The 17,050-nt window shown below is 73.8% G+C and carries 2 protein-coding genes; both read left to right on the top strand.

Annotated elements, in window-relative coordinates; all coding sequences use genetic code 11:
- Window positions 1-31 precede the first annotated feature (31 nt).
- Window positions 32-6,664 (top strand): type I polyketide synthase, encoded by a 6,633-nt coding sequence (locus HFV08_RS27280; RefSeq protein WP_376770738.1) that lies wholly within the window; start codon window positions 32-34, stop codon window positions 6,662-6,664.
- Entirely contained in the window at window positions 6,661-17,019 is a 10,359-nt protein-coding gene (locus tag HFV08_RS27275) for a type I polyketide synthase (RefSeq protein WP_376770737.1), read from the top strand. Before HFV08_RS27280 ends, HFV08_RS27275 begins: the two co-directional genes overlap by 4 nt.
- The last annotated feature ends 31 nt before the right edge of the window (window positions 17,020-17,050 follow it).

Raw genomic sequence — 17,050 nt, 5'->3', positions numbered from 1 at the left:
GGACAAGCTCCGCGACTACCTCAAGAAGGCCATCGCCGACGCCCAGGACGCCAGGCGACGCCTGCGCGAGGTCGAGGAGCAGGGCCGCGAACCGCTCGCGATCGTCGGCATGGCCTGCCGCTTCCCGGGCGGGGTCAGCACACCGGAGCAGCTGTGGGACCTGGTCGCGCGGTGCGGCGACGCCATCGGGGACTTCCCGGCCGACCGCGGCTGGAACCTCGCCTCCCTCTACGACGCCGACCCCGAGCACACCGGGACGACCTACTCCACCAGTGGCGGCTTCCTCTACGAGGCCGCCGGTTTCGACCCGGCCTTCTTCGGGATCTCGCCGCGCGAGGCCCTGGCGATGGATCCGCAGCAGCGCCTCCTCCTGGAGACCGCCTGGGAGACCTTCGAACGCACCGGCATCGACCCCACCTCCCTGCGCGGCAGCCGAACCGGGGTCTTCGCCGGGCTCATGTACCACGACTACGCCTCCCGGCTGCCGGAACTGCCCGCCGACCTGGAGGGCTACGTCGGGAGCGGCAGCGCGGGCAGCATCGCGACGGGGCGGCTGGCCTACACCTTCGGTCTCGAAGGCCCTGCGGTGACCGTGGACACCGCCTGCTCCTCGTCACTCGTCGCGCTCCACCTGGCCGTGCAGTCCCTCCGCAACGGTGAGTGCGACCTCGCCCTCGCGGGCGGCGCCACGGTGATGGCCACCCCCGACACCTTCGTCGAGTTCAGCCGCCAGCGCGGACTGGCCCAGGACGGCCGCTGCAAGCCCTTCGCCGCCGCGGCCGACGGCACCGGGTGGGGCGAGGGCGTCGGCCTACTGCTCGTGGAACGCCTCTCCGACGCCCGGCGCAACGGCCACCCCATCCTCGCCGTCGTCCGCAGCACCGCCGTCAACCAGGACGGCGCCAGCAACGGCCTCACCGCACCCAACGGCCCCTCCCAGAAGCGCGTCATCACCACCGCCCTCGACGCCGCAGGCCTCACCACCGCGGACGTGGACGTGGTCGAGGCGCACGGCACCGGCACCGCGCTCGGCGACCCCATCGAGGCCCAGGCGCTGCTGGCTACGTACGGGCAGGGGCGCCCCGCGGATCGGCCGCTCTGGCTCGGTTCGGTGAAGTCCAACATCGGGCACACCCAGGCCGCCGCCGGTGTCGCCGGCATCATCAAGATGGTCCAGGCGCTGCGGCACGGACAGCTCCCCGCAACACTCCATGTCGACAAGCCGACACCGCATGTCGACTGGAGCAGCGGCGGCGTCCAACTCCTCACCGAGCAGAGGGAATGGCCCGCCCTCGACCGCCCCCGCCGGGCCGCCGTCTCCTCCTTCGGCATCAGCGGCACCAACGCCCACGTCATCCTGGAGCAGTCGGAGCCCGCGCATGCCGAGACAGCCGAAGCCGAGGGGACGGGCGAGGTCGTCACTCTGGCCCTCTCGGCGCGCGGGGACGCGGCCCTGCGTGCCTACGCCGAGCGGCTGCACGAGCACCTCGCGGCGGACCCGCACCTCGGTCCCCAGGAGTTGGCGACCGCCTTCGCCACCCGCGCCCGGCTCCCGCACCGCGCGGGCCTGGTCGTCACCGAGCGCAGCGAACTCCTGGACGCTCTCCAGGCCTTGACGCATGACCAGCCCCACCCTGCTCTGACCCAGGGCACCTCGCACTCCGGCAAGACGGTGTTCGTGTTCCCCGGTCAGGGCTCGCAGTGGGTGGGGATGGGCGTCCAACTCCTCGCCACCTCACCGGTGTTCGCCAAGTCCATGCAGGAATGCGCAGCAGCGCTGGCGCCGTTCACCGACTGGAACCTGCTCGACGTACTCGACGATGCCGAGGCGCTCGCCCGTGTCGATGTCGTCCAGCCCGCCACCTGGGCGGTCATGGTCTCCCTGGCCCGCTGGTGGCAGGACCACGGCATCCACCCCGACGCCGTCATCGGCCACTCACAAGGCGAAATCGCCGCCGCACACATCGCCGGAGCACTCAGCCTTGAGGATGCCGCACGGGTCGTCGCCCTGCGCTCGAAGGCCCTCACCACCCTCGCCGGTACGGGCGGCATGATGTCCCTCGCCCTCAGCACCGAACAAGCGGGCGAGCTGATCGCGCCGTACGGAGACGACCTCCACCTCGCCGCCCTCAACAGCCCCACCTCCACCGTCGTCGCCGGAACGACCGAAGCCCTGGACGCACTCCAACAGCACTGCGAGGCGGACGGGATTCGACACCGCCGCATCCCCGTCGACTACGCCTCCCACACACCACTCGTAGAACCACTGCGCACTCAACTCGCGGCACAGATAGGCGAACTGACGCCCCGCCAGTCAGACATCCCCTTCTACTCCACCGTCACCACCGAACCCGTAGACACCACCACCCTCACCACCGACTACTGGTTCACCAACCTCCGCACCACCGTCCACTTCAACCCCACCGTCCAAAAGCTCCTCGCCCACGGACACACCCACTACATCGAGACCAGCCCCCACCCCGGCCTCACCACCGCCATCGAAGAGACCGCGGACTCCTCGCTGTCCGGACCGTCGGACAACCCCGCGGACGGCACCCCCACCGAGGACGCCCAGCCCCTCTCCACCCACGCCACCCTCCTCCGGGGGGACGACACCCCCACCCGCCTCCACCAGGCCCTGGCCCATGTCTACGCCCACGGGCTGAACCCCAACTGGGGGCACTCCGCCCCGGCGGCGCACCCGTACGCACTGCCCACGTACCCCTTCCAGCGTCAGCGGCTCTGGCTGCGCTCCGCCACGGCCGCGTCGGGTGGGAAGCCGGACGCGCTGGGGCTCGCGGAGAGCGGGCATCCGCTGCTCGGGGCCGCTCTGGAGCTGGCCGAGGGCGAGGGGCTGGTGCTGACCGGGCGGATCGGTCTGGACACGCAGCCGTGGCTCGCGGACCACACCGTCTCCGGCACCGTGATCCTGCCCGGCACCGCCTTCGTGGACCTCGCGCTGCACGCGGCGCAGCAGGTCGGCAGTACGGTCCTCGCGGAGCTCACGCATGAGGCGCCGCTGGTGCTCCCCGCCGAGGGGGCCGTGCAGGTGCAGCTCACGGTCGCGGGTCCGGACGAGCAGGGGGCACGTACCCTCAACGTCCATGCCCGGCCCGCCGATTCACCGCCGGACACCCCGTGGACCCGGCACGCCCACGGCAGCATCGCCCCGGCCGGGACCGCACCCGCGCCCGTGCCCGCCATGGCCGTCTGGCCGCCGGAGGGTGCCACGGCGCTCGACGTCGAGGACCTGTACGAGCGGCTGGAGGCGGCCGGGCTCCGGTACGGGCCGGTGTTCCGGGGTGTGCGGGCCGCCTGGCGCCGCGGCGAGGAGATCTACACCACCGTCACCCTCCCCCAGGACACCGCCACCGAAGCCGAGAACGCCCCCTACGCCCTCCACCCGGCACTCCTGGACGCCGCCCTCCACGGCATCACCCTCGGCACCTTCACCACCCCGGACGCCGACCGGGAGACTCCCGCCGACCAGGCGACGCCCACCCCCCACCTCCCCTTCGCCTGGACCGACATCCACCTCCACACCACCCAGGCCACCACCCTGCACACCCGCCTGACCCCGACCGACCAGCCCAACACCCTCGCCGTCACCACCACCCACCCCGACGGCACGCCCCTGGCCACCGCGCACACCCTCACCCTCCGCCCGCTCACCCCCAGCACCCTCACGCCCACCCCGCCCCTGCACGCCCTCACCTGGACGCCGCTCGCCCAGCCCGAGGCGGCACAGGCGGCGGCGCAGGAAGGGACCGGCTGGGCGGTGTGGGGCGGTGCGCTGGAATCCTCGGTGCTGCCGAAGGCCCAACGCATCGCCGGGCTCGCGGAGTTGAGCGAGGCACCCGAGGTACTCGTCCTCCCGGTGGCGGTCCCGGACGGCGCGGATCCCGTACGGGGCGCACAGCTGCCCGGCGCCGTGCACACCGTGACCGCCGATGTCCTCGGCGCGCTCCAGGCCTGGCTGGACAGCGACCCGCCGGAGCACAGCCGCCTGCTGGTGCTGACCCGGGGCGCGGTGGCGGTCGGCACCGAGGAGCCGGATCTGCTGACGGCGGCGGTCTGGGGGCTCGTCCGGTCCGCCGAGAAGGAGAACCCGGGGCGGCTGGTCCTGGTCGACACCGACGGCAGCCCGCGGTCCTTGGCCGCGCTGCCCTCGGCAGCGGCCTCCGGGGAGCCCGAACTCCTCGTACGAGAGGGCGAGTTGCGGGTCGCGCGGCTGGTGCGGGCGCAGGCGCCGGAGCTGGCCGTGCCGGCGGAGGGGCCCTGGCGCCTCGACGTCACCGAGGAGGGCTCCCTCGACCATCTGGCCCTGCTGCCCGCGCCGGAGGCCGCCGCGCCGCTGCGCGCGGGTGAGGTCCGGATCGCGGTACGCGCGGCGGGGCTGAACTTCCGGGACGCGCTGGGCGCCCTCGGGATGTATCCGGGCGGTGTCCGGATCGGCGCCGAGGCGGCGGGTGTGGTCCTGGAGACGGCGCCCGATGTGACCGGACTGGCGCCCGGGGACCGGGTGTTCGGCATGGTCTCGGGTGCGGCGGGACCGCGGGCGGTGACCGACCGGCGGCTCCTCGCGAAGATGCCGGCGGGGTGGACCTTCTCCGAGGCGGCGACGGTGCCGGTGGTCTATCTGACCGCGTACTACGGGCTGGTGGACCTCGGCGGCCTCAAGCCGGGCGAGTCGGTGCTGATCCACTCCGCGACCGGCGGGGTAGGCAACGCCGCCATCCAGCTGGCGCGGCATCTGGGCGCGGAGATCTACGCGACGGCCAGCCCGGCGAAGTGGCCCGCGCTGCGCGCCATGGGCGTGCCGGAGAGCCGTATCTCCACCACCCGCTCCCTCGACTTCGAGCAGGCCATCGCCACCGCGGTCGGCCGGGACGCGGGCGGGGACGGGAGCGGTGGGGAGAAGAGCATCGACGTGGTGCTCAACTCGCTGGCGCAGGAGTATGTCGACGCCTCGCTGCGGTTGCAGCGGCCCGGGGGCCGGTTCCTGGAGATGGGCAAGACCGACCGGCGGGATCCGGAGGCCGTGCGGGAGGAGCACGGTGTGCACTACACGGCCTTCGACATGGTCGAGGCAGGCCCGGACCGGATGGCCGAGATGCTCGCGGAGGTCGTCGCGCTCTTCGAGCGGGGCGTGTTCGCGATGCCGCCGCTGACGCACTGGGATGTGCGCTCGGCGCCCACCGCGCTGCGGCACCTGAGCCAGGCCAAGCACCTCGGCAAGATCGCGCTCACCCTCCCGAGACCGCTCGACCCGGAGGGCACCGTGCTGATCACCGGGGCCACCGGGCTCATCGGCGGTCTGACGGCACGTCATCTGGTCGCCGAGCACGGGGCGCGGCAGCTGCTCCTGGTGGGACGGCGCGGCGCCGAGGCTCCGGGCATGGCCGAACTCGTCGCGGATCTGGAGGAGTTGGGCGCGCGGGTGACGGTGGCCGCCTGCGATGTGGCCGACCGGGAGGCGCTCGGCACGCTTCTCGCCTCGGTGCCGGCGGCCCATCCGCTCACCGGGGTGGTCCACTCGGCGGGCGTCCTCGACGACGGCGTGCTGCCCTCGCTGACGGCGGAGCGGCTGCGTACCGTCTTCACGCCGAAGGTGGACGCCGCCTGGGCCCTGCACGAGCTGACGGCCGGGGCCGACCTGGCGATGTTCACCCTGTTCTCCTCGGCCTCGGGGGCGCTCGGCAGCCCGGGCCAGGCCAACTACGCCGCCGCCAACGCCTTCCTGGACGCGCTCGCGCAGTACCGCCGCGCCCGGGGGCTGCCGGCCGCCTCGCTGGGCTGGGGGCTGTGGGAAGAGGCGAGCGGGATGACGGGCAAGCTCGGCGGCACCGACCACTCGCGGCTGAGCCGGGCCGGTTCGCTGCCGCTCTCCGCCGAGGAGGGGATGCGGCTCTTCGACGCGGTGGGCGGCATGGACCAGGCGGTCCTGCTGCCGACGAAGCTGGACACGGCCGCGCTGCGCGGCCGGGCGGACATCCCGCCGGTGCTGCGGCTCCTGGTCCGCGGCGGCGCCGTGGCGCGTCCGGCGGCGCCGGGCCGGGCCGACTCGGAGCAGGGCTTCGCGGAGCGGCTCGCCGGGCTGAGTCCGCTGGAGCAGGAGCAGGCGGTGCTCACCCTGGTGCGTACCGAGGCGGCTTCGGTGCTCGGGCACGGCGATGTGGCGGCGCTCGCGCCGGGCGAGCCGTTCACCTCGCTCGGCTTCGACTCGCTGACCGCGGTGGAGCTGCGCAACCGGCTGGCCCGGGACACCGGGCTGCGGCTGCCCGCGGGACTGGTCTTCGACCATCCCACCCCGCGGGCCCTCGCGGACTGGCTGGCCGACCGCCTCGGCCCCGCGATCGAGGCCGCCCGGAACTCCGGCTCGCCCTCACCGGCGTCCGCTTCGGAGGCCGCCGATCCGCAGGAAGCGGCCGTACGGGAGGCGCTCGCCGGGCTGCCGCTGGAGCGGCTGCGGGCCGCGGGGCTCCTCGACACGCTCCTCTCGCTCGCGCGGGACGAGGCGGCGGGCGAGGCCGCCGGGGCTCCTCGGCCGCCCGCCGACAAGCACGAAGAGCACGACCAGCACGACGAGGCGGGCGCGCTCGACTTCGACTCCCTGGACGCCGCCGACCTCATCGACCTGGCGCTCAACGACTCCGACTCCTGACCTGGCGGGTAGCGAACGAGATGAACACCACGGACACATCGGCCGCGAAGCTCGTCGAGGCCCTGCGCTCCTCGCTGCGCGAGAACGACCGGCTGAAGCAGCAGAACCGGCAGCTCTCCGCGGCGGCCCGGGAGCCGATCGCGATCGTCGGCATGGCCTGCCGGTTCCCCGGCGGGGTGACCTCGCCGGAGGAGCTGTGGGAGCTGGTGCGCGAGGGCCGGGACGCGATGTCCGGCTTCCCGGTCAACCGCGACTGGGACCTGGAGCGCCTCTACGACCCGGACCCGGAGGCCTCCGGCAGCTGCTACGTGGAGGAGAGCGGCTTCCTGCACGACGCCGACGCCTTCGACCCCGCGCTCTTCGGCATCTCGCCCCGCGAGGCCCTGGCGATGGACCCGCAGCAGCGCCTCCTCCTGGAGACGGTCTGGGAGACCTGGGAACGCGGCGGCATCGACCCGGCCTCCGCGCGCGGCAGCCGGACCGGCGTCTTCGTCGGCGGCATGCGGCAGGACTACGGGCCCTCGACCTACGAGCCCGCGCCCGAGGTCGAGGGGCACAAGCTGACCGGGGTCGCGGCGAGCGTGATGTCCGGCCGCCTCTCCTATGTCTTCGGACTGGAAGGCCCCTCGGTCACCGTCGACACCGCCTGCTCCTCGGCGCTGGTGGCACTGCATCTGGCGGTGCGTTCGCTGCGGTCCGGCGAGTCGGACATGGCGCTGGCGGGCGGGGTGATGGTGATGACCACCCCGGACACCTTCATCGAGTTCAGCCGCCAGCGCGGGCTCGCCGCGGACGGACGGGTCAAGGCCTTCGCCGCCGCGGCCGACGGCACCAGCATGTCCGAGGGCATCGGCGTCCTCCTCGTGGAGCGGCTCTCCGACGCCCGCCGCAAGGGGCACCGGGTACTCGCCGTGGTCCGCGGCACCGCCGTCAACCAGGACGGCGCCAGCAACGGCCTCACCGCCCCCAACGGCCCCGCCCAGCAGCGTGTCATCCGCGACGCCCTCGCCGACGCCGGTCTGGGCGCGGCCGAGGTCGACGCGGTCGAGGCGCACGGCACCGGTACCAGGCTCGGCGACCCGATCGAGGCGGAGGCCCTGCTCGCCACCTACGGCCAGGGGCGCGAGGAGGGCCGCCCGCTCTGGCTGGGCTCGGTGAAGTCGAACATCGGGCACACCCAGGCCGCGGCGGGCATGGCCGGGATCATCAAGATGGTCCAGGCGATACGGCACGGGCAGCTGCCGCGCACCCTGCACGTGGACCGGCCCAACCCGGAGATCGACTGGGAGTCGGGCGCCGTCTCGCTGCTGACCGAGCACCGCGACTGGCCCGGCGGGGACCGGCCGCGACGGGCCGCGGTCTCCTCCTTCGGCGTCAGCGGCACCAACGCCCACGCCGTCATCGAACAGGCACCCGAGCCCGCCGCGGCCACGCAAGCCGCGGGAGCGAAGACCGCACCGGCCACCCAGCAGGCCGCCCCGGCCGGCGAGGCGCAGTCCGCTCCCCCGGCGGGACCGGCCCCCGCCGGGAGTCAACTGCCGCTCGTGCCCATCCCGTTGTCCGCGCGCACGCCTGCGGCATTGCGCGCCCGAGCCGAGCAGCTCGGCACCTTCCTCGCGGAACGCCCCGGTCTCGACCTGCCCGGCCTCGGCCTGGCCCTGGCCACCACCCGCGCCGCTCTCGACCACCGCGCACTGCTGCTCGTACACGACCGCGCGGAGGCGCTCAGCGAGCTGGCCGCCCTCGCGGAGGACGAGACGGGGCGCTCCGCGGTGGCCGCCTCGGCACCGGGCCGTACCGCCTTCCTGTTCTCGGGTCAGGGCAGTCAGTACGCGGGCATGGGGCGCGAACTCCACGCCGCGTACCCGGAGTTCGCCCGCGCCCTCGACGAGGTGACCGAGGCGCTGGACGCCCAGCTCGCCCGGCGCCTGGGCCCGGGATCCGCGCTGCCGGGGATTCCCGCGGTGGCGCTCAAGAAGGTGATGTTCGCCCAGCCCGACACCGAACACGCCACCCTGCTCCAGCAGACCGCCTACACCCAGCCCGCACTCTTCGCTCTTGAGGTCGCCCTCCACCGCCTCCTGGCCCACTGGGGGATCAGTCCTGACCTCCTGATCGGCCACTCGCTCGGCGAGATCACCGCCGCCCATCTCGCCGGAGTTCTCGACCTGCCCGACGCGGCCGTCCTGGTCACCACCCGGGCCACCCTCATGCAGGCCCAGCCCACCGGCGGAGCCATGACCGCCCTCCAGACCACCGAAGACGAGACGACCGCGAGCCTTCCGGCCGACGGAACGGTGACCATCGCCGCCGTCAACGGCCCTACCGAGACAGTGATTTCAGGCGACCACGACGCCGTCCACACCCTCGCCGCACACTGGGCCTCCCAGGGCCGCAAGACCACCCACCTCCACGTCAGCCACGCCTTCCACTCCCCCCACATGGACGGCATGCTCGACACCTTCCGCACCACCCTGCGCACCCTCACTTTCCACCCGCCGGTGACACCCCTGATCTCCAACGTCACCGGCGAGTTGGCCACCGCGGCCGAACTCTCCGACCCCGACTACTGGGCCCGCCATGTCCGCAGCACGGTCCGCTTCCACCACGGACTTCGCACCCTCCACGCCCACGACACCACCACCTACCTCGAACTCGGCCCCGGCCACGCCCTCACCCAGCTCGCCACGGGGACCCTCGGGGAGGAGCCCTCCGCCCGCGCCGCGCTCGCCCTCCCCCTGCTGCGCCGCAAGCAGTCCGAGGTACGCACCCTCGTCACCGCGGTGGCGAAGCTGTTCACCCATGGGCGGGCCACTCCGCGCTGGCAGACCCTCTTCGGGGGCGCCGAGGCCTTCGGCGGCGCGCTGCCCACCTACCCCTTCCAGCGGGAGCGCTTCTGGCGGCTGCCCGCCGCGACCGGCGGCGACCTGAACCGGGCGGGGCTCGGGGCGGCGCAGCACCCGCTGCTCGGCGCGGTACTCGAACTCGCGGACTCCGAGGGGCTGTTGCTCACCGGACGGCTGAGCCTGGCCACCCATCCCTGGCTCGCCGACCACGTGGTCGCGGGCGCCGCCATCCTCCCGGGCACCGCCTTCGTCGAACTGGCGCTGCACGCGGCCCAGCGCACCGGGCTGTCCACCGTCGCGGAGCTGACCCACGAAACCCCGCTGGTGCTGCCGGAGTCGGGCGCCGTGCATCTGCAACTCGCACTCGGCCACCCGGACGAGCAGGGCCGCCGCAGCCTCGCCATCCACTCCCGGCCCGAGGACACTGCCGCCGACACCGGCTGGACCCGGCACACCGCGGGCCTCCTCAGCCCAGGACTCCCGCCGAAGACACCCGCGCCGCCCGCGTCTTGGCCGCCGGAGGGTGCCGTACCGCTGCCGATCGAGACGCTGTACGAGGAGTTCGAGGCCGCGGGCATCACCTACGGGCCGGTGTTCCGGGGTGTGCAAGCCGCCTGGCGCCACGGCGAGGAGATCTACACCACCGTCACCCTCCCCCAGGACACCGCCACCGAAGCCGAGACCGACCGCTACACCCTCCACCCCGCACTCCTGGACGCCGCCCTCCACGGCATCACCCTCGGCACTTTCACCACCCCGGACGCCGACCAAGAGAGTCCCCTTGGCCGGGCAACGCCCACGCCCCACCTCCCCTTCGCCTGGACCGACATCCACCTCCACCGCGTGACTGCGGAGACCACCACTCTCCACACCCGCCTCACGCCCACCGACCAGCCCAACACCCTGACCCTCAGCACCACTTACCCCGACGGCACTCCCCTCGCCAGTGCCCGGGGCCTCACCCTCCGCCCCCTGACCACCACCGCCACCACCCTCAGCCCGCCCCTGCACACCCTCACCTGGGCGCCCCTCGCGTACGGGGTGGACGCCGACTACCGCCCTGCGAGCGGGAGTTGGGCGGTGCTGGGCGAGACGGAGTGGACCGGTTCCGGTGCCGAGGTGCACCGTGCTCCGGCGCAACTGGCCGGGGCGCTGTCCGAGGAACAAGCGTCGGCCCTCGAAGTCGTCTTCTGGCGCCCCCAGTTGGGTGAGAGGACGGCGCGGGAGGTCACCGCGACCGAGGTGCACGACGCCGCCGAAAAGGTGCTGACGCAGCTTCAGGTCTGGCTGGCGGAAGACTCTCTGCGCGAGGCACGGCTGGCCGTGGTGACCGAGGCGGCGGCACCCGAGCTGCTGCGTGAGCCCGTCCACGCGCTGGTCCGCGCGGCGGAGTCGGAGAACCCCGGCCGCTTCCTCCTGCTCGACACGGACGAGGACGCGGCCTCCCGGGAGGCTTTGCCGCGCGCCGTCGCCACCGCGCTTGCGGCCGAGGAGCCCCAACTCGCCCTGCGCGCAGGGGAGCTGACCGTCCCCCGGATCGGCCGACTCACACCGGAGGCCCCGGAGGAAGCCGCCGAGGCACCCGAAGCCGCCTGGGACCCAGAGGGCACCGTCCTGCTGACCGGTGGCGGTTCCCTCGCCGCCGAGCTCGCCGTGCATCTGGTCGGCAAGCACGGCGTACGCCGTCTGTGCCTCGCGAGCCGTCGCGGAGCCTCGGCGCCGGGGGCCGAGGAGCTGCGGGCCGAACTCACCGCTCTCGGCGCCCAGGTGACCTTCACCGCCTGCGACCTCGCCGACCGGGCCGCCGTCACGGAACTCGTGGACTCCCTCTCCGGGGAGCACCCGCTGACCGCGGTGGTCCACACCGCCGGGATCCTCGACGACGGTCTGGCGGCCTCGCTCACCCCGGAGCGGCTGCACCGCGTCCTCGCCCCCAAGGTCGACGCGGCCCTGCATCTGCACCAGGCGACCCGGCACCTCCCGCTGGCCCGCTTCGTCCTCTTCTCCTCGCTCGCCGCCGCGCTCGGCAGCCCCGGCCAGGCCAACTACGCGGCGGGCAACGCCCTCCTGGACGCGCTCGCCCGGCACCGGCGGGAGAACGGTCTCGCCGGGCAGTCGCTCGCCTGGGGCCCCTGGTCCCAACAGGGCGGTATGACCGCGCACTTGGCCGCTGCCGACCTCTCCCGGATGGCGGGTTCCGGAGTCGCCGCGCTCTCCGTGGAGGAGGGACTCGCCCTCTTCGACGCCGCCGACGCCCGGCCCGCCGAGGCCGCGGTCGTCGCCGTGCGCTGGGAGTTCCGGGCGCTGCGCAGGCAGGGCGAGGCGGGGCGGCTGCCCGCGGCACTGCGGGCGCTCGTACCGGTCACGCCCCGGCGCCCGGCTCCGGCAACCGGGGGCGGCACCGGGTCGCCGGAGCTGCGCGAGCGCCTCGCCGCGCTCGGGCCCGCCGAGCGGACCAAGGCCCTGCACCAGCTCCTCGCCCAGGAGGTCGGTGCCGCGCTCGGGCACTCCCGTACCCCCGACCTGGAACCGACCCGCGGCTTCAAGGACCTGGGCTTCGACTCGCTCACCGCCGTCCAGCTGCGCAACCGGCTGGGCGAGGTGACCGGACTGCGGCTGCCCGCCACCCTGGTCTTCGACTACCCCGACCCGGCCGCGCTGACCGCCTACCTCGGCACCGAGCTGGCCGGCGAACTCGCGGGCGCCGCGACCCGCCGACCGGCCGCCACCGCGGTGCGTACGGCGGAGGAGCCCGTCGTCCTGGTCGGCATGGCCTGCCGCTACCCCGGCGGAGTCAGCTCGCCGGAGGAGCTCTGGGACCTGGTCGCGGGCGGGCAGGACGCCATCAGCGCCTTCCCCACCGACCGCGGCTGGGACCTCGAAGGCCTCTACCACCCGGACCCGGAGCACCTCGGCACCAGTTACGCGCGGCACGGCGGCTTCCTGCACGAGGCGGCCGGTTTCGACGCCGCGCTCTTCGGGATCTCGCCCCGCGAGGCGCTGGCGATGGACCCGCAGCAGCGCCTCCTCCTGGAGACCGCCTGGGAGGCCTTCGAACGCACCGGCATCGATCCGCTCTCGCTGCGCGGCAGCAGGACCGGAGTCTTCGCCGGACTGATGTACCACGAGTACGCCTCGCGCCTGCCGGAACTGCCCGCTGACCTGGAGGGCTACTTCGGCACCGGCAACACCGGCAGCGTGGCCTCGGGCCGGCTGTCGTACGTCTTCGGTCTCGAAGGCCCGGCGGTCACGGTGGACACCGCCTGTTCCTCGTCACTCGTCGCGCTGCATCTGGCCGCGCAGTCCCTCCGCAACGGTGAGTGCGACCTCGCCCTCGCGGGCGGGGTGGCCGTGATGGCGAGCCCGGGAACCTTCGTCGAGTTCAGCCGTCAGCGCGGTCTGGCGCAGGACGGCCGCTGCAAATCCTTCGCGGCCGCGGCGGACGGCACGGGGTGGGGCGAGGGCGTCGGTCTGCTGCTGGTGGAACGGCTCTCCGACGCCCGGCGCAACGGGCACCCCATCCTCGCCGTCGTGCGCAGCACCGCCGTCAACCAGGACGGTGCCAGCAACGGCCTCACCGCCCCCAACGGCCCCTCCCAGCAACGCGTCATCACCACCGCCCTCCAGACCGCAGGCCTCACGGGATCGGACGTGGACGCGGTCGAGGCACACGGCACCGGCACCGCACTCGGCGACCCCATCGAGGCACAGGCCCTGCTGGCTACGTACGGGCAGGACCGCCCCGAGGACCGGCCGCTCTGGCTGGGATCCATCAAATCCAACATCGGGCACACCCAGTCCGCCGCCGGTGTCGCCGGGATCATCAAGATGGTCCAGGCCATCCAGCACGGACAGTTGCCCGCTACCCTCCACGTCGACGAACCCACCCCCCACGTCGACTGGTCGACCGGCGGCGTCCAACTCCTCACCGAGCAAAGGGAATGGCCCGCCCTCGACCGGCCCCGCCGCGCCGCCGTCTCCTCCTTCGGCATCAGCGGCACCAACGCCCACGTCATCCTCGAACAGGCCCCGCACGCAGAGCAGTTGACCGAAGCGCCGGGCCGGCAGGATCCCGAATCCGAGGCCCGCGCCACCGACGTCACCTGGCTGCTCAGCGGACACACGGACGAGGCCCTGCGCGCCCACGCCCGCCGCCTGCACAGCCACCTGACCCTCCACCCCGAGCCGGACCCGGCCTCGGTGGCGTCAACTCTCCTGCGCCGTCCGCGCTTTCCGCACCGCGCGGCCGTACTCGGCACCACCCGCGAGGAGTTGCTGACCGCCCTGACCGCCCTCGCCAAGGGGGAGCCGCACAGCAACGTCATCACCGGCACCGCGCACGGCGGCAAGACCGTGTTCGTCTTCCCCGGTCAGGGCTCGCAGTGGGTGGGGATGGGCACAGGCCTGCTCAAGACCTCCCCCGTGTTCGCGAAGTCCATGGAGCAGTGCGCCCAGGCGCTGGCGCCCTTCACCGACTGGAACCTGCTCGACGTACTCGACGACGCCGAAGCGCTCGCCCGCGTCGATGTCGTGCAGCCCGCCACCTGGGCCGTCATGGTCTCCCTGGCCCGCTGGTGGCAAGACCACGGCATCCACCCCGACGCCGTCATCGGCCACTCACAAGGCGAAATCGCCGCCGCGCACATCGCCGGAGCGCTCAGCCTTGAGGATGCCGCACGGGTCGTCGCCCTGCGCTCGAAGGCGCTTACGACGCTGGCGGGTACGGGCGGCATGATGTCCCTCGCCCTCAGCGCGGAACAGGCGGGCGAGCTGATCTCGTCGTACGGAGACGACCTCCACCTCGCCGCCCTCAACAGCCCCACCTCCACCGTCGTCGCCGGAACGACCGAAGCCCTGGACGCGCTCCAGCAGCACTGCGAGACGGACGGGATTCGACACCGCCGCATCCCCGTCGACTACGCCTCCCACACACCCCTCGTAGAACCACTCAAGGACCAACTGGCAGCGCAGATAGGCGAACTGACGCCCCACCAGTCCGACATCCCCTTCTACTCCACCGTCACCACCGAACCCGTAGACACCACCACCCTCACCACCGACTACTGGTTCACCAACCTCCGCACCACCGTCCACTTCAACCCCACCGTCCAAAAGCTCCTCGCCCACGGACACACCCACTACATCGAAACCAGCCCCCACCCCGGCCTCACCACCGCCATCCAAGAAACCACCGACACACCGGACAACACGGACCCCGAGGCCGACCCCACCTCCGTCACCACCCACCCCACCCTCCTCCGAGGCGACGACACCCCCACCCGCCAACACCACGCCCTCGCCCACGCACACACCCACGGCCTCACCCCCACCAACACCACCCACAGCACGCCCGTCACCCACCACCCCGACCTCCCCACCTACCCCTTCCAACACAAGCGCTACTGGCTGACCGCCCCCGCCTCATCCGCGACGGAGTCCGGCGGCGCCGCCCCCGAGGACACCTTCTGGAACACGGTGGAGAGCACCGACCCCGAGGAGTTGTCGACCGCGCTCAGCCTCCCGGCGGACTCGGTGGCGCCGGTGGTCTCCGCGCTGCGGGCCTGGCGTGAGCGGTCCCGTACCGCGTCGGCGCTCAACGGGCTGTGCTACCGGGTGAGTTGGACGGCGCAGTACGAGTCCCCGGCGCCCGAGCCGTTGACCGGGAGCTGGTTGCTCAGCAGTGCGGTGCCGCCCGCCGCCGAGCTGGCCGAGGCACTGGTCGCCGCGGGGGCCACGGGTGTGCACCACCTGCCGGACCCGGCGAGGCTCGCGGAGGCGCTGGACACGTACCCGGAAGTGGCGGGGGTGCTCAGCCTCGGTGCCACGCCCGCCGGGGCGCTGGCCGTGACCCAGGCGCTCGCCGCCACCGGCCGGGAGCTGCCGCTCTGGCATCTGACCAGCGGGGCGGTGCGGGCGGATCCCGGTGATCCGGCGCCCGATCCCGCGCAGGCGGCGGTCTGGGGGCTCGGCCGGGTGGCCGCCCTTGAGCATCCGGGGCAGTGGGGCGGCCTCGTCGACCTGCCCGCGGCCGCGGTGCCCGGGCGGTACGCACGGCTCGCCGGAATCCTCGCCACGGGCACCGATCCGCAGCACGAGGACCAGCTCGCCCTGCGGGGGACGACCACGTATGCGCGCCGCCTGACGCGGGCACCGCAGCCGCCCGTTCCGGGAGCCGCCGCCTGGCGCCCCCGGGGCACCACGCTCGTCACCGGTGGCACGAGCGGCATGGGGGTGCTCCTCGCCCGCTGGCTGGCCCGCAGCGGTGCGGCCCATCTGCTGCTCACCGGCCCGGTCGAGGAAGGGGCGGCCGTGGATCTCGTGGCCGAGCTGACCGAGGCCGGTGCGGGCCGAGTGACCCTCGCCGACTGCGTGTTGACCGAGCGCGAGTCGGTGCGCGGGCTGCTGGACTCGGTGCCGTCGGAGCAGCCGCTGACCGCGGTGTTCCACACGGCGGGTACGGACTCCTGGTCCGCGCTGGCCGACCTCTCCCCCGCGGAACTCGCCGAAGGGCTCGGGGTCCGCTGCACGGGGGCCGCGCTGCTGCACGAGTTGACCGCCACCGGCACCGAACCGGGCGCCGAGGCACCGGAGTTGGTGCTCTTCTCCTCGGTCGCCGGGGTGTGGGGCAGCGCGGGCCAGGGTGCGCACGCGGCCGGGGTCGCCTGGCTGGACGCGCTCGCGGAGGCGCGCCGGGCCGCCGGGCTGCCCGCCACCTCGGTGGCCTGGGGCCCCTGGGAGGAGGCCCCGCTCGCCGCGCCGGACGCACCGTCGCAGGAGGAGCGGCGCGCGCAGCTGAAGCGGCGCGGGCTCGCCGAACTGCCCACCGGGGCCGTGCTCGACGCCCTGCACGGGGCCCTCGCGCGGCGGGAGACCGCGGTGGTGGTGGCCGAGGTGGACTGGGCCCGGTTCGCGTCGGTGTTCACCGCCTCCCGGCCGGGGCCGCTGCTGTCCGCGCTGCCGGAGGCCGTCGAGGCGCTGGCGGAGAGCGGCGGTGAGAGTGGCGGTGCCGGGGGTTCCGCGCTCGCGGACCGGCTGGCGGGGCTGCCGCCCGAGGAGCGGGAGGCCGAACTCCTGCTGCTGGTACGGCAGGTGGCCGCCGCCGTGCTCGGTCATCAGGGGGCGCAGGAGGTCCCCGCGGGGCGGCCGTTCAAGGAGCTGGGCTTCGACTCGCTGGCCTCGGTCTCGCTGCGGAACCAGCTGGCGGAGGCCACCGGGACGCGGCTGCCCGCCACCCTGGTCTTCGACCATCCGACGCCGCTCGCGGTCACCCGGCTGATCCTCACGCTGCTGGGCGGCACCGGGGCGGACGGGCCCGCGGAGGCGGAAGCGGCGGGCGCGCTGACCGACGCGCGCGATCCCGCGTACACCACCGGTACGGCGGAGGTCGCCGATGCGGTGGCGGCCTTCAGCGACGAGGAGTTGTTCGACTTCATCGAGGACCGGCTCGGCAGCTTCGGGCAGCGCGGCGGCGCGGGCCCCGGGCGCGACGACCAGCACTCCACGGCCTGAACCGGCGAGGACGGGCACTGTGACCACTCCG

Origin of the sequence: Streptomyces physcomitrii (genome assembly GCF_012273655.1) — a bacterium.
GTDB lineage: Bacteria > Actinomycetota > Actinomycetes > Streptomycetales > Streptomycetaceae > Streptomyces > Streptomyces physcomitrii.
Note: the sequence above shows the minus strand (reverse complement) of the source record. Positions and strands in the feature narration are given on the sequence as shown.